Source organism: Chloroflexaceae bacterium (assembly GCA_025057155.1).
Lineage (GTDB): Bacteria > Chloroflexota > Chloroflexia > Chloroflexales > Chloroflexaceae > JACAEO01.
The window spans coordinates 150,485-169,070 of the sequence record JANWYD010000005.1 but is presented as its reverse complement, the minus strand read 5'-3'; the positions used below and the strand labels follow the sequence as shown (position 1 = coordinate 169,070).

10 protein-coding genes are annotated in these 18,586 nt (G+C 69.2%); 9 read left to right on the top strand and 1 reads right to left on the bottom strand.

All coding sequences use genetic code 11. The annotated features are described in order from the left end of the window. Nucleotides 1-216: 216 nt before the first annotated feature. Complete coding sequence (locus NZU74_05780) at nucleotides 217-3,909, bottom strand: HEAT repeat domain-containing protein (protein ID MCS6880823.1); 3,693 nt, start codon at nucleotides 3,907-3,909, stop codon at nucleotides 217-219. A gap of 459 nt (nucleotides 3,910-4,368) precedes the next feature. On the opposite strand from NZU74_05780, the gene NZU74_05775 reads away from it, so the two are divergent. From NZU74_05775 to NZU74_05735, 9 genes are all read left to right on the top strand, one after another. Next, on the top strand, nucleotides 4,369-5,523 hold the full coding sequence (locus tag NZU74_05775; protein ID MCS6880822.1) for an NEW3 domain-containing protein: 1,155 nt from the start codon (nucleotides 4,369-4,371) through the stop codon (nucleotides 5,521-5,523). Nucleotides 5,524-5,849: 326 nt separating this feature from the next. Then, nucleotides 5,850-6,797 carry an ABC transporter ATP-binding protein gene (locus NZU74_05770; protein ID MCS6880821.1) on the top strand — a complete coding sequence of 316 codons (948 nt, stop codon included), beginning with the start codon at nucleotides 5,850-5,852 and terminating at the stop codon, nucleotides 6,795-6,797. Beyond that, nucleotides 6,781-7,776 carry an ABC transporter permease gene (locus tag NZU74_05765; protein MCS6880820.1) on the top strand — a complete coding sequence of 332 codons (996 nt, stop codon included), beginning with the start codon at nucleotides 6,781-6,783 and terminating at the stop codon, nucleotides 7,774-7,776. Before NZU74_05770 ends, NZU74_05765 begins: the two co-directional genes overlap by 17 nt. A gap of 239 nt (nucleotides 7,777-8,015) precedes the next feature. Next, nucleotides 8,016-10,112, top strand: a complete 2,097-nt coding sequence (locus tag NZU74_05760) for a glycosyltransferase family 39 protein (protein MCS6880819.1) — start codon at nucleotides 8,016-8,018, stop codon at nucleotides 10,110-10,112. Further along, the gene (locus NZU74_05755) at nucleotides 10,113-12,404 is read left to right on the top strand and encodes a hypothetical protein (GenBank protein MCS6880818.1); all 2,292 of its coding nucleotides are present in this window, start codon (nucleotides 10,113-10,115) and stop codon (nucleotides 12,402-12,404) included. It begins immediately after the preceding gene. Between the two features lie 272 nt (nucleotides 12,405-12,676). Further along, nucleotides 12,677-13,534, top strand: a complete 858-nt coding sequence (locus NZU74_05750; GenBank protein MCS6880817.1) for a class I SAM-dependent methyltransferase — start codon at nucleotides 12,677-12,679, stop codon at nucleotides 13,532-13,534. Next, entirely contained in the window at nucleotides 13,531-15,837 is a 2,307-nt protein-coding gene (locus NZU74_05745; protein MCS6880816.1) for a hypothetical protein, read from the top strand. Before NZU74_05750 ends, NZU74_05745 begins: the two co-directional genes overlap by 4 nt. Nucleotides 15,838-16,308: 471 nt before the next feature. Next, on the top strand, nucleotides 16,309-17,592 hold the full coding sequence (locus NZU74_05740) for a glycosyltransferase family 4 protein (protein MCS6880815.1): 1,284 nt from the start codon (nucleotides 16,309-16,311) through the stop codon (nucleotides 17,590-17,592). Between the two features lie 93 nt (nucleotides 17,593-17,685). Further along, on the top strand, nucleotides 17,686-18,468 hold the full coding sequence (locus NZU74_05735; GenBank protein MCS6880814.1) for a DUF1080 domain-containing protein: 783 nt from the start codon (nucleotides 17,686-17,688) through the stop codon (nucleotides 18,466-18,468). The last annotated feature ends 118 nt before the right edge of the window (nucleotides 18,469-18,586 follow it).

Sequence of the window (18,586 nt, the reverse complement as noted above, 5' to 3'; positions counted from 1 at the left end):
GGGTGAGGACCGTAAGCGCATTGGAATGCCGAAAACCCCTGCTCGCCCAAAAAACCCTTACACCTGAGAGCCGGTTCTCTCCCGCCTGAGGCGAAGCTCTTGCAGACCTTCCAGTTCCACCAGCCCGAACAGTACCGGTTCCTGTTGAACAGACTACATCCGCATCATCCCCAGATCTCACCGCGACACTACGCAAATCAATCCAAAATCCAAAATCTAAAATCCAAAATGCCACAACGCCTCACCCGCCCAGTGTTGCGCTTCCGGCTGGTCTGGCGTTTCGGCCAGGGCGTTCAGGCGCTCCAGGGCCGCTGACGCGGCGGCGTTGTTGCCCTGGGCCAGCGTAGCCAGGGCTTCGATACAGCGCCGGCGCAACAGAGGGGGGGCCGGCGGCTGATCGGGAGCATCCGCGAGGGCGGCGGCAAGCGCCGCCGGGGCGGTTGGCCCGCCGCGCATCAGGGCCCTGGCGGCGGCCAGACGGATCTGCGGCTCTTCGTCGGGACGGGTCAGGACGGCTTCTAGCGCGGGCGCGGCGGGATCGCGGGCGGCAAGGTGCTCCAGCGCCTGGAGCCGAAGCGCGAGCGGAGCGGCAGGGTCGGTCAGCGGCTCGCCGAGCCGCGGATCGTCAGGACAGGCGGCGGCGAGGACAGCGTAGGCGCGTATGCGCAGGGGTGTAGACGCGCTGGTCAGGTATTCGCGAAGCAGGGTCAGATGCGCCGGGCCACACAGGCGCAGCAGCGCAGCGACGGCGGCCAGGCGCACCGCCGGGGCCGCCAGGTGGCTCTGGCTCACCGCCACCAGCACCGGCTCGACGCTGTCGTCGCCAACCTCGGCCAGGGCCTCGAGACTGGCGCTGGCGGCGGCCCCGCTTTCGCTGCGCGCGAGCCGTAGTAGAACCGGCAGCGCCTCGCGCTCGCCGGCCCGCGCCAGCGCCCGCGCCAGCGCCGCCTCCACCTCCTCCGGCTGCCGCGCGACGCGCAGCGCGCGGTACAGGGCCGCCCGTTCGTCGGTCGAGAGGGTGGCCGGCAACGTAGCCGCCGCCAGCGCGCGAAGGTCGGCAGGAACACTCTCATCGGCGGCGAGCGTAACCAGGGTCGCGCTCACCTCGGCAGGAGGAAAGCGTCCCAGGGCGGCGATGGCAGCGCGCCGCAGGTGCGGGTCGCCCGCGGGGTCACGCGCCAGGCGGCGCATGGCCGGCAGGGCGGCCTCGTGACCCTGCGCGGCCAGGAGCGTCACCATCGCCGCCCGCAGGAAGGGATCGCCACCATTCAACCGGCGGGTGAGCGCCTCGCGCGCGGGCGCCAGCCGGCCCAGACGCTCCAACGCCAGCCATTGAGACGGTAACGAGACCGCCGCGTCATCAAGCAGCGCCTCCAGCTCCTCCGCCGGGTCGCTACAGGAAGCCAGGCTGTCAAGGGCGGCGCGTATCACGGCAGGTCGAGTATCGGCGGCGGCCGTTCGGCGCAGGGTGATGCGCACCGCGGGTTGGAGATCCGGGCGCGCGCGGGCCAGGTCGCCAAGCGCCAGCGCCGCCGCCTCGGCGATCCGTTCGGCCTGCCGGGCGCAGCACTCGGCCAGGCTGGAAGGCTGGTCGGCGAGGGTCTCCCCTTGCGCCAGAGCGTCTATGAGCGCCACCCGCGTTTCGGCGGACAGGGCCAGAGCGAGCCAGGCGCGCGCGGGCAGGCTGGCCAGCTCAGGGACGCGCCGCTCCCAGGCCGCGCGCAGCACATCGGCCAGTGCCAGCCCCAGCAGCGAACGCAACGGCGGCAGCGCGGCGTTGGCGCCACTGCGCCCCAACCCGCGTGCGATGGCGACCATCAGGGCCGCGTTCACCCCTGCCCGGCGCAGGCCGGTGATCAACGCGGCAGCCGCCTGATCGGCCAGTTCGGCGCGCCGCCCCAGAGCGCCGATCGCCTCCGCCGCGCTGTGGCGCAGCATGGGCGGAGCGTCGCTTTCGAGCAGGTTGCGCAGCAGCGGCAACGCTCCGTCATCCTCCAGACGCCCCAGGTGCGCGGCGGCAGCGGCCCGCACCGCCAGCGGCAGCCGGCCGGCCTCCAGCGCCCGGCGAAGCACCTGGATTCCGGCTCGCCCTCTAGACGCGAGCAATCTCAGCGCCCGCAGCCGTGTCACCAGACCGAGTTGCTCGTCAAGGAGCGCGCGGATGAGCAGCGCCGTTGCGCCGGGATGCTCGAGCGCTGCCAGAGTGTCGAGGGCCTCGCCGCAGGTCGCCACCGTAGCCTCGGGATGTTTGAGCGCTCGCGCCAGCAGCGGCGCCGCGACCGCCGGATCCTCCTCGCGGAGGATGGCCAGCGCCGCCCGGCGCAACACGGTCACGGGCGAACACAGCGCCTGCTCGAGCGCGGCGCGGTCGCCGATCAGGGCCAGGGCGCGTAGATCGTCGGGCGAGGAGGCATCGGCAAGGATGGCCTGCGCGACGGCCAGACGGGGCTCGCCTATCGAGGCGTCGCCGAGCAGGGCCACAGCCCCCGCTCGCAGCGGCGGCGTCGCCAGCAGCGCCACGCCCCCTTCTACAGCGGTGGCCGCTAGAAAGGCCCGCATCTGTAGCGCCGGCGAGTCGGGCGCCTCGGGAACCGCGGTCGCCAATTCCCGTTCCAGCCCGTGGCGCGCCAGCAGATCCGCGGCGGCCCAGCGCAGGGCGGCAGGCGCGTCAGCGTCATCCACCAGCGGCAGCCAGCGCCCCGCCACAGGCGGCAGCGCGGCATCGGCGGCGCGCAGGGCCGCGCTGGCCCGCTCGACCTCGGGCGAAGCGGCAAAGATACGCGGCAGGACGGGAGCCAGCGACCGCAAGGCCGCCCGTTCCTCGGCGCTTGCCTCCGGTCGAGCCAGATGCTCGACCAGCCGCAGGCCCCATTCAGGCGCCTGATCGGGCATGGCGAGGAGACAGGCGACACCGGCATCCAGGCTTGCCCCCGACGGGGCATTGGTGGACCACAGGGCCGCCAGCACCGGCGCCGGCGTGCCCAGCAACCCGGCCGCCAGCGGCGCCACAGCGATGCGCTCAATCGGCGGCAGGCTCGCCAGCCCGCCAATCTCGGCGCTGCCAGCAAAAGCCCGCGCCATTCGGTAATGCCGGAGCAGCGCCCGGCCCACCGCCGGGAGCGGGACGGGATCGTCGGGATCGCCGCGCTCCACTGCCGGGCGAAGCGCCTCGTAGGCCCGCGCGTACAGCTCCGCGCGCGAGGCCGGCAGCCCGTGATCCGGCAAGGTCAGGGCCAGCAGGGCCACATCGGCAAGACGGATAGCCGCGCCGCCGCTTCCGGCGCGCAACGCGGCGAGCAGGCGTTCTGGCGCCTCCGCCGGCAGCAGGTGACGAAGCCAGGCCGCCTGCGTCTCCACATCGCCGGGCACATCCAGGGTGCGGAAACCCGTCCATTCCTCACTCTCCGGCAGGACGACGACCAGCCGCAGGGCGCGCCACTCCCGCCCCGTAGCGGTCAGAAACGCGCGCCAGGCAAGCCGGCGATCGGTCGGCAGCGTTTCCCAGTCGTCCAGCAGCAGAATCCCCGGACGCGCGCCGAACGCCGGGGGCAGCCCGGCGCGCTCGAACGCGCCGGCAAGGATCGCCCGCGGCGGCAGATTGGGCGCATCCTCGTCAGACAGCGACAGATAGACCACTGGCGCGCCCGATCCCGTCGCGCACCAGCGCGCGGCGACCTGAAGCAACGCCAGCGTGCGCCCTGATGCCGGCGGGCCGCAGATGGCCAGATGCGACGGTGCGGCAAGAATTGCCGCCGGGTCAGGAAGCGGTTCAAGCCCCAGAGGCGCGTCGAGCAACCCCGGCAGCGCCTGCAGGCCCGGCTCGCGCCCCAAAAACGCCTCTAGCGCCGCGCGTTGCACCCGCGCGGCGCGTTTGCCGAGAAGGAAGGTGAACGTTTTACTTGTTAGCACGGGATTCCCTGCCGTGAGGCTTGGTAGTCTGTGAACCGGGTTTCCTGGCATTTCCGCCCCCCTCCCAACCCCCCCGTCGGAGGGAGGCGCCCGGCTCCCTCCCCCGGCGGGGGAGGGTTGGGGAGGGGGTGGGTTTAGCGAAAAACCTCGTTCACAGCCTACTCAGTTCAGGGTTGCTAACTCCAGTTTGACAACTGATCCATGCTATGAATGCTACCCGTGCATCGCCCATCCGTACAAGTTTCGCAGATTACAGTGTCATGACAGAGGTTAAGAAAATGTTAAGCCTCGTATCTCTCCGGCTTGCGCGCACAGGTTGCTCCAGCGCGGCCGGCGATCCCGACGTTCGACAATACTCTAATCTTCCTCTTATACTGCGCTAATTATGGTCTTATACTGTCTGCGTATACGCCTACTGGTGGCATCTTGCAGATTCACATTCATCCAAGGAGCCTGGCAATGCGACGTTTTGTGCTGACCGCCCTGGTTCTGCTTAGTCTTCTGACGCTTCTGCTGCCGTCTGCGCCGGCGGCCCTGGCCCAGGGAGGGCTCACGCTCGTTACCCGCTTTCCGGCGCAACAGGTAGCGAAAGGCGAGGATATCAACTTTCCCCTGATTCTGCGCGCTTCCACGCCACAGGTTGCCCGTCTCAGCATACGCGACCTGCCCGACGGCTGGACGGCCACCCTCCGTGGCGATGGCCGGGTCATCGAGGCGGCCTATATTTTGCCCGATGAAGATACCCGTGTAGACCTGCGCGTGGAGCCGGCCGACAATGTCGCCCCGGGCGAGTACCGCCTCAGCGTCCTCGCCGAGGGTAACGGCGAGAGTGCAACCCTGCAACTGCAAATCACTGTCAAGGAGCAACTCCCGCCAAGCCTGGTGTTCGACGTGGACCTTCCCAGCGTCCGTGGAGCCCCTGACAGCACCTTCCGCTTCAACACCACCCTGCGTAACGAAGGCGACACCGACCTGACCGCTAACCTGATTGCCGAAGCGCCGTCAGGATGGTTCGTGCGCTTCCGCGCTGCTGGCCAGGAGGTGACCAGTCTGCCGGTGCGCGCCAACGGCTCGGAGAGCATCAGCGTCGAAGTGGAAGCGCCCGAAGGGGTTGAACTGGGCTCGTTCCCGATCTACATCAAAGCTGAGAGCGGCGACGTGCGCGCCGAAGTGACGCTGACCGCCGAGGTGGTTGGCCAGCCTCAGGTAAACCTGACCACGCCCGACGGGCGGCTCTCCGGCCAGGCCACCATCGGCCAGACCGCGACCTACACGCTGCTGGTGCGGAATACGGGCGCCGCTCCTGCCCGCAACATCACCTTGAGCGGCACACCTCCTTCGGGATGGACGGTGGAGTTCCAGCCGGCGACCATTGCCGAACTGGGCGCCGGGGCGGAGCAGGAGGTCACCGTCAGCGTGCGCCCGGCGGATAAGGCCGTCGCTGGCGACTACGTGGTCAGCTTCAGCGCTCGCCCCGAGGAAGGACGCAGTTCCTCGATTGATTATCGCATCACCGTGCTAACCTCAACCCTCTGGGGCATCGTGGGCATTGTGCTGATTGCCATCGCCGTGGGCGTGGTCGGCCTGGCCGTCTCGCGCTTCGGGCGTCGCTAAAAAACCGGCAGGGAGGTTTGGAGGAGCGCGGTCGCCCGGAAATCCGTTTCCGCTGCCAGCGGGAGGACCCGGCAAGGCTTGCCCTCCCCTCAAATAACCCCCTTATTTGCCCTGGCGAAAGGCTGCACATGGCTGTTGCAGCGTCTATCAGGCACGCCCCGGCCACCGGTTATTGGGGTGATTCTGGCGGCTACGCCGCCAGAATCGCCCAAACATAATCCGATGGGCGGCTACGCCGCCTCACCTCCCTGGGGGCAATGGACTTTGCACCGACCCTGAAAGGTTGCAAGCCCGGCTTGCAGATCACGTGGAAGGAAACTTAACCTATGGATATCGTTCTCGAGGCTCGCGGGCTGACCAAGCGCTACGGCGATTTTGTGGCCGTTGACCGGCTCAACTTGACCATCCGCCGGGGCGAGGTCTTCGGCCTGCTGGGGCCTAATGGCGCGGGTAAAACCACTACCATCCTGATGCTTCTCGGCCTGACCGAGCCAAGCGCGGGCTCGGTGCAGGTGCTGGGCCTCGACCCGGCGCGCCAACCGTTGAGCGTTAAGGCCCGCGTCGGCTACCTGCCCGACCAGGTCGGTTTTTACGACACCCTCACGGCGCGCGAAAACCTGGCCTACATTGCCCAGCTCAACGGCCTCAATCGCAAGGAGGCCGGCGCGCGCATCGAGGCCGCCCTGAAGCGCATGGGCCTGGAGGGAGTGATGGACAAGGCCGTCAGAACCTTCTCGCGGGGCATGCGCCAGCGCCTCGGTCTGGCCGAGATCCTGATGAAGCACCCCGAGCTGATCATTATGGACGAGCCGACCCTGGGCCTCGACCCCGAGGCGGCCCGCGAGTTCCTGGAGATGATTCGCGACCTGCGGAGCGAAGGCATCACCATCATGCTCTCCTCGCATCTGCTGCACCAGGTGCAGGCGGTCTGCGATCGGGTGGGGCTGTTCTCCAGGGGCAAAATGGTGCTTGAAGGCCCTGTGGACGTGCTGGCGCGCGAGGTCCTCGGCGGCGGCTATCATATCACCGTCGAGGCCGAGGGCGACGCCAGGCTGGAGACGGCCCTGAGCCAGGTCGAAGGGGTGCAAAAGGTGCAACGGGCCGGGCCGAACCGCTTCGTGCTCGAAGCCATCGGCGACCTGCGTCCTGCCGTGGCCCGGGCAGTGGTTGAAGCCGGGGGCCAGCTCTTCTCCCTGGCCAGCGAAGCGCCCAACCTCGAAGAGGTCTACGCCCGCTACTTCCAGAAGGAGGCCAGCCATGCTCGCGCAGCGTAAAGCGTCTGCCAGCGGCGCCGCGGCCACGCGCCGCGAAGGTTCGCCCTGGACCGGCCTGTGGGCCGTGGTGAGCAAAGAAATGGCCGACTACCTCAGCAGCACGCGCATGCTCATCCTGGAGCTGATCACCGTGCTCACCGCCGCCGGGACGGTCTTCACCGCCACGGCGCAGTTGCGCGAGACCGTCGGCCAGGATCGCTTCCTGTTCCTGCGGCTCTTCACCACCAGCCAGGAGCCGCTGCCGGCCTTCGTGGGCTTCCTGGTCTTCCTGGTGCCGATCATCGCCATCGCCCTCTCCTTCGACGCGGTGAACGGTGAACTGAACGGGCGCACCATGTCCCGCCTGCTGGCGCAGCCCATCTACCGCGATGCCCTGCTGCTGGGCAAGTTCCTGGCGAGCCTGTTCACCCTCGCCCTGGTGTTGACGACGATCTGGCTGCTGATCGCCGGCCTGGGCCTATTGCGCCTCGGCGTGCCCCCTGGCGGCGAGGAGACCGCGCGCCTGCTCTGGTTCCTAGTGCTGACTATTGCTTACGGCGGGGTGTGGCTGGCGCTGGGGATGCTGGCCTCCATCCTCTTCCGGCAACCGGCAACGGCGGCCATGGCCGCCCTGGCCACCTGGCTCTTCTTCACCGTCTTCTGGGGCATCATCGCCGGAATCCTGGCGCAGATTCTGCGGCCCGTGCGAATCGGCCTGCCCGCTGAACTGCTGGCCCAGGCCGAGCTCGAACAGGCTCTGAGCCGCCTCTCGCCGAACGTGCTCTACACCGAGGCCACCGTGGCCCTGCTGCGCCCCGAGGTGCGCTCGCTCGGCTTCGTGCTGCCCTCACAGCTCCAGGGCGCCATCCTGGGATCGCCCCTGCCCCTCGGCGAGAGCATCATGCTCGGCTGGCCGCACATGGTCGGCCTGATCGCCGGAACCATCCTGCTCTTCGCCCTGGGCTACGTCCTCTTCCAGCGCCAGGAGATCCGGGCATAGAGACGGCCCGGTGGGCCGTCTCCACGGCCCCGCCGGCAGGGGCAATGGAGAAATCCGGTTTCCCCGTTCGCATATCTGCGCCCGTCAGGGACCTGGCCCTCTTAGACCTCCGCCCGCAACCCGGCGGGTTGCGCCGCAACCGGTGGTTTCGAGTACAATTGGCGGGTCATCGTGGAGCACCTGGAAGCAACCGTAGGGGCTGCTCCCAGGTTCGTGGTTCGTTTCAGAGCGCACATCCTATGACCCCTGCCCGTTCGCTGCCCCGCCTGCCCGCCCGCGGCTACGCGCTGGCCCTGGCATTGATCGTCGCCCTGGCGGTGGGCCTGCGGGTCTGGTTCTGGTCCTGGCAGGCCCCCGCCGGCGCCGTGCAGCCGGGTGACCCCGAAGAATACTACCGCGCTGCGCTGCACATCCTTCGGGGCGGCTACCACGACACAGGTAAGTGGCTGCGCCCTCCGGTCTATCCGGCCTTTCTCGCGCTGATGTTTGCCCTCGCCGGGGTTGATGTGCGCTGGGCGCTGCTTGGCCAGGCCATCGTGAGCGGCGTTGGCGTGCTGGCCTTTGCCTGGCTCGGGCAACGGCTCTTCGCCAGCCGCGCCGTCGGGTTGCTCAGCGCCGCCCTGGCGGCAGTCTTTGTGCCCTTCGCCAGTTTTGGCAGCGTGCTCTTCGCCGAGGCGCTGTTTGTGATACTGATCGTCGCCGCTCTGGCGCTGCTGGATGGCGCCATCGTTACGGGCCGCTGGCGCCCGGCCTTCTTCGCCGGCCTGATTCTGGCCCTTGCCGCCCTGACCCGCGCCGTGGCGCTGTGGTTCATCCCCATCGCCGCGCTGCTGGTCCTCGCGCTCCCCCGCCGCTCTCCCTGCGCCCGCCTCGCCGACCGCCTGGCCCTGCCGCTGGCGCTGCTCCTCGGCGCCACCCTGGTGATCGGCCCCTGGGCGCTGCGCAATTACCTGGTGCACGAGCGGCTCATTCTATCCGACACCAACGGCGGCATCAGCATGTGGTTCGGCCTGGTGCGCAGCGACGAAGAGCAACGCGCCACGGCGGAACTGATCTTCAGCCAGCCCAACCTGGCCGACCGCCAGGCCCTCGCCGTCCGGCTGACACTCGCGCGTATCCGGGAGGACCCGCTCTTCTTCCTCAACCGCATGCGCTACAAGATCGCCTCACTCTTCCTGCTCCAGTCGCGCAGCTTCGCTGTGGGCGACGTGGTGACGATCAGCCCCCGCGATGAGCAGATCGCCCTGAGCGCCGGAGAGAACCCACGGCCCCTCAGCGCGCTCGCCGATCTCCAGTATGTGCTCCTGATGTATGGCGGCATCGCCGGGCTGTGCTTCGCCCCCTCGTGGCGGCGGGCCGCGCCCGCGGTCGCCTGGTTCGCCTTCGGCGTGCTGCTGGCGGCGATAACCGTGGCCCACCACCGCCTGCGGCTGCCGCTGGTGGCGGTGTGCGTCCCCTTCTGCGCCTATGCCCTCTGGCGCCTGCCGGCGGCTATGCGGGCGCTGGGCCGCGGCCTTACCCGCACCGCCTTGCTGCGCGCGGGCGCGATGCTGGCGGGCTGGCTGCTCTTCGCCAGTCTGATCGTCAGCACCCGCTACCTCACCTGGGCGCGCGCCGAACGCATCGCCGCCGAGGGACGCCAGGCCCTGGCCCGTAGCGATGCCCCTGCCGCCGAGGCCGCCTTCCGCGCCGCCTATCGCGCCGACCCCGCCAATTCGCTGCGCCCTATCGCGCTGGGCGACCTGGCCTTCTCCCGGGGCGACCTCCCCGCCGCCGCGGCCTGGTTCGCCGAGGCCAGCGCCCTTGAACCCCGTAGCCTGTACGCCCTGGCGATGGAGACCTGGGTCGCCACCCTGCGCGGCGATACCGCGGCAGCGGCCAGCGCCCATGCCCGCATCGCCAGCTTCGGGCGTGATACGAACGATTTCTACTTCTGGGCCTGGAAGGTCGCCCCGACCCCCGCCCCCTCGCGCCTCGCGCCCGGCGCCGCCACCGCCATCGGCCACTTCGTCGGCTTCGCCCCCGCCACCTTCGATCTGCCCGGCGGCCGCTGGACCCTCGGCGCCGCCCGGCTGCGCCTGGGCGGCTGCGGCGACCCGCGCCTGACCCTCCGAGGCCCCGCCGGTCGCCCCGTGACCCTCCGCGCCGCCGGGGTTGAGCGCCGCGTCGTCCTCAGCGGCGCCCCGGAAGAAGTCATTCTGCCCCTCGGCGCAACGCCGTGCGACCCCGCCACGCCCCTGATTGTCAGCATCACCAGCCCCACCAGCCTGCTCGACCTGGAACGGGCGCCCTGGTACACCGGCGTCGCCGTGCTCGCTGCCGAACGAGGTCCCTGAGTGCGCCTCGCCGCCACAACCCGCCGTCACTGGCCCTCCCACGCCCTGGCCCTGCTGGTCTACACCCTGCTGGCCCTGGTGGTCACCTTTCCCCTGCCGCTGCACCTCGGCGAGCGCATCATCGCCAACCAGCCCGGCCAGGTGGATGGCTACCTGGGAATCTGGAACGTCTGGTGGACGGCGCAGGCCCTCACCACCGGCCAGAACCCGTTCGTGACCCCCTTGCTCTTCCATCCCCAGGGGCTGGATCTCTTCTGGCAGACCCTTAGCCTGCCTCAGGGGGTGCTGGCCCTTCCGGTCACCCTCGCCGCCGGCCCGCTGCCGGCCTACAATCTGCTGATCCTGCTCAGTTTCATTCTCGGCGGTTACTTCACCTTTCTCTTCATCGCCTACGTGTTGCGCGACGGGGGCGAGCGGCAGTGCAGCGTAACGTCTGGTTGCGAAGCCGGCCCGCACCGGCTCCGGCAGGCTACGCAGGTAGCCTTCGCAACGCGAGCCGGAGCCTTCGGGCTCCCGGCGGACCGGTGGGTGGCAGCACGAGCAGAAGGTTTCCTCGCACCCGGCGAGCGGCGGGCCGCGATCCTGGCGGCGCTCATCGGCGGCGCGGTCTACGCCTTCGCGCCCTTCCATATGCAAAAGGTGCTCGACGCGCAACTGGAGGTCGCCTCCGTCCAGTGGCTGCCGCTGTGGGCGCTGGCAACCGCTGCGCTGCTCGAACGCCCGCGCTGGCCGCTGGCCCTGCTTAGCGGCGCGGCGCTGCTCGTGGTCGGCCTGGGCACCTGGTACTACGGCCTGTTCGCGCTGATTGCCACCGGCCTGATGGCAGGACTGTGGGCGCTTCGCATCCCTGCCGGCCCCGCCGGGCCGCCGGCAACCCTGCGGCTGCCCGGCGCGCCCGTGGGCCTGCAAGCCACCACCCTGCTCTGGGGCCTGGCGCCGATTGTCCTCTGGTTCGCGGTCATGACCCCGCGCCTCCTCAGCCTGCTGTACACCGGCGACGCGCTCCTCGGCGACGCTCGCGGCGAGCAGCAGGCTTACGCCGACCTGATTAGCTTCTGGCTGCCCAATCCCAACCATCCCCTCTGGGGAGGGGCCGTCACCGCCTTCTACGAACGGCTGCACCCTGGCGAGATCCTCTGGAACGTTTCGCTGGGCCTGGTGGGGATCGCCCTGGCACTCTACGGCGTCATCCTGAGCGGGCGCGCCCACTGGCGCTGGCTGGCGCTGGGCGTCTTTGCGGCGGCCATGGCCCTCGGCGCAGAGATCTTCGTGTTCGGGCGGAACACCGGTCTCCCTGGCCCCTACGCCCTGATCCGCGACCTGCCCGGAGTGCGCTCCAGCCACCGGCCCAACCATTTTGTGCTCATCAGCCTCCTCACCACGGCCCTTTTCGCCGCCGCGGGCGCCCGCCCCCTGCTCGCCCGCGCGGGCCGGGGCGCAGCGCTGCTGGCCGCTGCGCTGCTGGCGAGCATTATCGCCATTGACGGCACGGCCGGCGCCGCGCCGCTCTTCCAGCGCCCCATGCCCCGACCCTACCTGAGCATGCCCGCACCTGACGGCGCCCTGCTGCCCGTCCCGCTTCACCTGAACTTCTCCAACAGCGAGCACCTCTGGTACCAGACCCGCCACCACTGGCCGATCATCGGGGGCTTCATCGGACGCGAGCCGCCCTATCCCCTGGGCCGTTACGCTCCGGGGATCAAGGAGCTGCGCTTCGGGCAGGTCGAACGCGATGACATCCTCAGCCCCGGCTGGCCCGACCTGGCCCGCGAGACCCTGGCGGCCTACGCCATACGTTATGTCGTGTTCCACCACGACTCGATGGGTTCGTCGCTGCCGCCTATGCGCGACCTGGTCGCCGAGATGGGTCTGACCGAGAGCTACCGCGACGAACAGGTGACTTTCTACCCCGTGCCCGTACCGGAGCGACCCCGCCCTCTGGCCTACCTCGGCCCCGGCTGGGGCGATCTGGAGCAGGACGCCGCGGGCGCCCGGTGGCGCTGGATGGGGGAGGCGGCACAGGTCTTCCTGCTCAACCCGACCGGCGCCCCGCGCCCTGCGCGCCTGACCCTCGACCTCGAAGCCTTCGAGCGACCCCGCGCGCTCACCGTCCGCGCGGGCGACGCCGCGCCCTTCACCCTGACCGTCAGCCGCGCCCGCATGCGCCGCACCCTGCACGTCATCCTGCCCCCTGGCGAGACTGTGCTATACTTAAGCGCCCCCGCCGACGCGCCGCCGGGACAGCCCTCCCGGCGCCTGAGCCTGGCGTTCATGGGGATGATTATTGAATAAACGTTAAACGGCTAACTCTACTTGGTCACGCTGCTGCTGGCGGGGGTTGCGGGGGCCGCAGGACCCCGAAGATCTCCCCTTCCTCGCAGCGGCAGCCGCGGCGAGTGACAACGTAGAGCTAATATATCATTGAGAAATAGATCCGGTATAGCCCGCGAAGGCGGGCTTCGCAACCGTAGCCCGCGGCTTCAGCCGCCGGGCTATAGGACGAGTACTTCTTTATAAAAGGGCGCGGGCATAGCCTCCCCGCAACCCCTGTTCCGCCCGCGGCAATGGCAACGACCACCTTCCAATCTACTCGACAGGAGCGCGAGGGCCGGCCGGTGCGCCTCAGCAAGTGGCGCGCGGTTGCCTACGAGGTGGCCCTGAACGGCTGGCGCATTCTGCTTGAAACGGTCAACGATTTCAGCCTCTGGCGCATCATCGAGTATCCCTGGGCCACCCGCGCTCTCGACCTGCGCCGCGGCGACCTGGTGCTCGACATCGGCTCGGGCACCTCGTCATACCCGCACATGCTCGCCAGAGAGGGCGTTAACGTGATCGTGCTGGAGCTGGACCAGGAACGGGTGCGCTGGCAACTCCGCAAGCGGCGCGCCACCGCCCGCCCCGGCGACGGCCAGTTCTTGCCCCTGGTGGCCAGCGCCACCGCTATGCCCGTGCGCGATGGCAGCCTCGCGCGCATCGCCGCCATCTCCTCGCTCGAGCACATCCCCGACGACGCGGCGGTCGGGCGCGAAATCGGGCGCGTTCTGGCCCCTGGCGGCATTGCCGCCGTGACCCTGCCCTTTACCAGCAGTGAGCGCACTGGCTTTTTCCGCGGCATTCGCCCGTTTGTGCCGGTGGAGCGGAACGCCTTCGTGCAGGAGGGTAAACCCGGTTCGTTCTTCCGCTTCTACACCCTGGAGGACCTTGAGCACACCTATGCCCGGCCCGCCGGCCTGCGCATGAGCCGGCTGGAGGGCTTCGGGCGCTCCCTCCTCAACGGGCGCTACCACGAGACGCAGCTCACGCGCTACTGGCGCCGCTTCGTGCTCAAGGATCTGTTGCTGGCCCTGATTGTCCATCCCCTCGAAGAGCGTTTCGACCGCAGCGATCCGCTCTACGTGATGTTCACTCTGCATAAACCGTGAACGCCGAGTCCCGCCAGGGTCTGGAAGCCGAACGACGACGCCTGGATGTCACCGTCGCGCCCGCGTCCGCGCGACAGGGGGAAGCCAGGCAGTGGCTCGCCGTCAACTGGACTGTGCCGGGCCTCCTGGCGCTGCTGCTGGTTGTCGCCGCTCTGGTGTCGCTTGGCCGCTCGCAGGCTCCGGCCCTCGCCCCGGTGACCGGCGGCGAGATCGCGCCCGGGCCGGTCTTCCTTGACGGCATCTACGGCCCCGAACGCCACCTTGATGGTTCCCTCTACCGCTGGACGAGCGGCAACGCCCTGGTCCAGGTGCGCGGCGCCTTCTTCGCCGCGCCCGCCTACCGCGCCGAGGTGCGCCTGCGCGCCGACAACCCCGCGGGGCCGCAGCCGCTGACGTTGCTCGTCGGCGGGCAAGCCGTGGCCCGCGTCACCCCGGAGTCGCGCTTTCGCCTCTACCGGCTGCTGATCGGCCCCGGCGGCGAGGGCGCCGAGCTATGGCTCGCTCTCCAGACGCCCACCTTCGTCGCTGCTGGCGACCCGCGCCCCCTGGGCGTGATGCTGACCGACGTGCGGCTGCGCCCGCTTACCCGGCCCGACCTGGCGGGAGCGGCGCTCGCCGGCCTGGGGCTGGCGGCGCTGTGGGGATTGCTGCGCGCTGCCCGGCTGCCGCGGAGCGACGCGCTGGCGCTCACCGGCGTGGCCGGTCTCGGATTGGCGGCCCTGGCCATCCTCAACCGGCCCGCGGCCCTGCCCCCGACCTGGCTGGCGGCCCTGATGCTCAGCGGTGTCTTCCTGGCCGCCCTGAGCGCGCGACCTTTCCCCGCGCGCCTCGGTCTGGCCGCCCTGATGCCGCCTGTCGCCCTGGCCAGCCTGATCTGGCCCTCCTGGCTCTCCGACGATGCCTTCATCTCCTTCCGCTACGCCCAGAACCTGGCTCTGGGCCACGGGCTGGTCTACAATGTCGGCGAGCGAGTCGAGGGCTACACCAATTTTCTGTGGACGGTGATGGCGGCGGGAGTGCTGCGCCTGGGCGGCGACCTGGCGCTCTGGAGCCACGCCAGCGGCGTCCTGCTCGGCCTGTTGATCGTCGTGGGAACCTATCGGGTGGCCGAGCCGCTCATCGGCCCGCCATGGGCGCTGGTGGCGGCCCTGCTCACCGGCACGAGCCAGAGCCTGCTGCTCTACACCGCCCGCGGCTCCGGGCTGGAGACGGGGTTGTTCACGCTGCTTGCGCTCGTGGGCGGAGGCGCATACCTCACCCGCGAGCGATCGGGGTCACGCGGGCTGGCAGCCGCCGGGCTGGCCTTCGGACTCGCCGCGCTCACGCGTCCCGAGGGCCTGCTGTTGTTCGCCCTCACGGCCCTGCATGCCAGGCTCACGGCAGCGCCGGGGCGGCAGAGGGGCCCGGCGGAACGCTGGCGCGCGACGCTGCCGCCGTTGCTGGTCCTGGGCGTGCCTTTCCTGGCTCTGTTCGGGCCATACTTCCTGTGGCGGCTGGGCTACTACGGCGACCTGTTGCCGAACACCTTCTACGCCAAAACCGGCGGCGGCCTGAAGCAGATCGAGCGCGGCCTGGCCTATGCCGGGGCCTTCGCCCTGACCATTGGCGGCCCGCTGCTGCTGGTGATCGCCGCGCCGTGGCTGCGATCCTGGCGCGCGGCCCTGGCCTCCTGGCGCAGCTATGTCTTGCTGGTGACCCTGACCTACAGCGCCTACATCATCGTTGTGGGCGGCGACCACTTTCGCGGCGAACGCTTCTTCGTGCCCCTGGTCCCCTGGTTCGCGCTCCTCATCGCCGACGGGCTGGCGACCAGCATCCAGACCCTGCCCGCGCCCGCGCGCCTGGTGCGGACCCTGCTGGCCCTCGGGCTGGCAGCCGGGAGCCTGGCCGCTCTCGCTCGCACGGCGCCCTTCGACACCACCATCCGTGGCCTGGACGAGAGCGTGTGGATCTGGCGCGAGATCGGCTGGTGGCTGCAAGACCACAGCCCGCCCGAGGCCAGCATCGCCGTGGCCGGCGCAGGCGCGGTAGCCTTCTACGGGCAGCGCACAGCGATTGACATGTACGGGCTGACCGACCGGCACATTGGCCGGCTGCAAATCGCGGGCATGGGGGAGGGCGTGCCCGGTCACGAAAAGCGCGATCCGGGGTACATCCTCCATCATCGGCGCCCAACCTACATACCGCGCATCTGGGACGACTATTTTGGCGGCCGCGCGGCCCTGGAGCCATCCTACCGCCTCATCCGCGTGGTGAGCCGCTCGGGACGAGCACTGGAACTGTGGGAACGCCGGGAAGAATGAATAGTCTGTAAACAAAGTTTCTCGTTAAAGCCCTACCCTCTCCCCAGCCCTTCCTGCTGGGGGCGGGCGCTTCTCAGGTGTAGGATTTTCCGGCGCATCCTCGCGTCGCATTCGCCATCCGGGGCATTGGGACGCCCCACTTCCCCCTCTCTCGCTCGCGGGAGAGGGGGGCGGGGGGGGGGGTGAGGACCGTAAGCGCATTGGAATGCCGAAAACCCCTGCTCGCCCAAAAAACCCTACACCTGAGAGAGGGCGAGCGCCCGGCTCCCACCCCTGTTGGAGGCCGGGAGGGTGCGGAAATGCCAGGAAACTTGCTTTACAGACTAACGAATAACGGAATCCGAATATCACCCTTTTGTCAGTGAATCAGCGCAACCTTACAGGGATCTCGCTCGTTTTATAAATAGCCCGCGTCTATCCTGCCTGCCGTGCCGTGGGCGCGCCTTGCCGAGTTCAGCGGATTGAGGAACCATGAACGTTCTCTACTGCATCCCGCGCTACGACAGCGCTGCGATGGGCAATCGCATTCACAGCGAAGTGATCGCCGAATGGCGGCGGCATGGCATCGAGGCCGAAGTGTTGAGCCTGGATGCCCGTCTGACGCGCCGGGTCACGAGCACCGAAGAGGGGGTGACGGTGCATCGCCTCCCGGTAAGCGCCAGCGCGCCGCTGAAGCTCGCCAATCGCGCTGTAGCCGCTGCGCTGCCCTATCCCTATCTCGCTGGCGCGGCATTGCACTACCAGCGTTTCATTCGTGAGCGGCGCTACGCTCTGGCCCACCTCGAAACCGCCTTTCCCCTTGGCCTGATCGCCGCGCTGGCCCCCCGCCGCCACTCGCCGCCCCTGGCGATTACCCTGCCCGGCGCCGATATTATGGCCGAGCCGGAATATGACTACGGCTACGGGCGCTTCCCCGCCGTGCGCGCCATCCTGCCCTGGGTCTTCCGGCGCGCCGCTGTGCTGCGCGCCGACTCGCCCCAGATCCGCGAACTCGCCGTCCGCCTCGGCGCCGATCCGCGCAAGGTTGTCGCGATCCCCTACAACATCACCGCCGACAGTTTCCCGCCCTCTGGCGACCTCATGGCCTTCCGCCAGCGCAGTCGCCTGGAAGTCGCGGAACGACACCATCTCGACCCCGCCCGGCCGATCGTTGTCAGTCTGAACCGCCTCCACCCCTTCAAAGGCATCGCCTACCTGATAGATGCGCTGCCCTATCTGCGGCGACGCGGGATCGCGCCGCAGACGCTTATTGTTGGCCCTAACCGTTCCACACCCCGCTTTGGCGACTACGGGGCCTTCCTGCGGGCCCGGGCCGCCGCCGCGGGGGTCGGCGCCGACGTGCACTTTACCGGTGGCATTCCCCATGCCAAGGCCATCACCTACCTCGCCGCCGCCGATGTCGTCGTGGTGCCCTCGGTAGCCGAGTCGTTCAGTCGCGTGGCGGTCGAGGCCGCGGCGGTGGGCACCCCTACCGTGGTCACTCGCACCACCGGAGTCAGCGACTATATAGCGGCCCATGCCGCCGGTCAGGTCGTGGACCCCCGCTCCGGCGCGTCTATTGCCGAAGCTCTCGAGGAATTGCTCACCGATCGCGAGACCTGGGCCGCCTGCAGCCGCCGCGCGGCGGCCATGGCCCCGGCCTTCAGCTCGGCGCATATCGCGGCCGAGCTGCTACGTCTGTACCAGCCGTTTCTCGGTCCACATGTCGCATTACCGTCGCGCCAGCTTGAAACATTGACAACGATAGTGAACTGAGCTACGATCAGCGGCCCTCATCGAGCCGCAGCGAGCGCGGTCTACTCCCGCCCCCGGTCCTGAGGAGCGTTCACCCAGAAGGAGACCAGGTCTATGAAGCGATATCGCACACCTATGATCGTAAGCCTGGCGGTCGGGCTGCTGGTCATCGGCGCCATTGCCGTGACCCTCTGGCAGGCCCCCCGCGGCGTAGCCCAGGATCAACAGCCGATCCTGGAATACCCTGTCTATCCGCCTACCCCCACCGTCGGTCCCAACCCGACAACGCCTCCACTTCCGCAAGGCCGGGCGCCACTTGCGGTGACCGCCTTCGACGATGCGGCCGATCTGCGCGCCTGGGAGATCGTCGATCTCGAGTTCGTGCTGCCTGAGAGCCGCTCCGTCTGGACCATTCGCGACGGGCGCCTGGCGCAGGACGCTACTGCGGCCGCCGGCAACCCCTCGATCCAGGAGACACTCGCTCTTACCGGCGAGGCTGCGTGGACCGACTACACTGTCAGGGTGAGCTTCTACGACTTCTACAACGGCACCGCCGGGCTGGTGGCCCGCTATAGCGGCGCTGACCCGGCAACCGCCAGTTACTATCGCTTCCGCATACTGAAGAACACCTTCGAGGATACGCCGAAGCGGGTGCTGGAGAAGGTTGAAGGCGGCGTGGCGACCACCCTGGCGGCCATTGACGAGCCGGGCTTCACCGAGCGCGAATGGCACACCCTCGCCCTGAGCGTGAACGGCGGCGCCATCACCGTCACCCTTGATGGTCAGGTCGTGGCCCAGGCGCAGGACCCCGCGCCGCTGAAGGCCGGCCGCGCCGGCATCTACACCCGCGCCATTGGCGGGATCATCTTCGACGACTTTGCCGTCGTCCAGCCGTAGCCAGGGTCAGGGGGCAGGCCCGCACGAGGGCCGGCGACGCAGCCAGCGATCGGCGGGCCAGTTTGCCGGGCTGCGGTTCAGGATGGACCTATGCGCAGTAGCGTTCTCTCTACCGCTC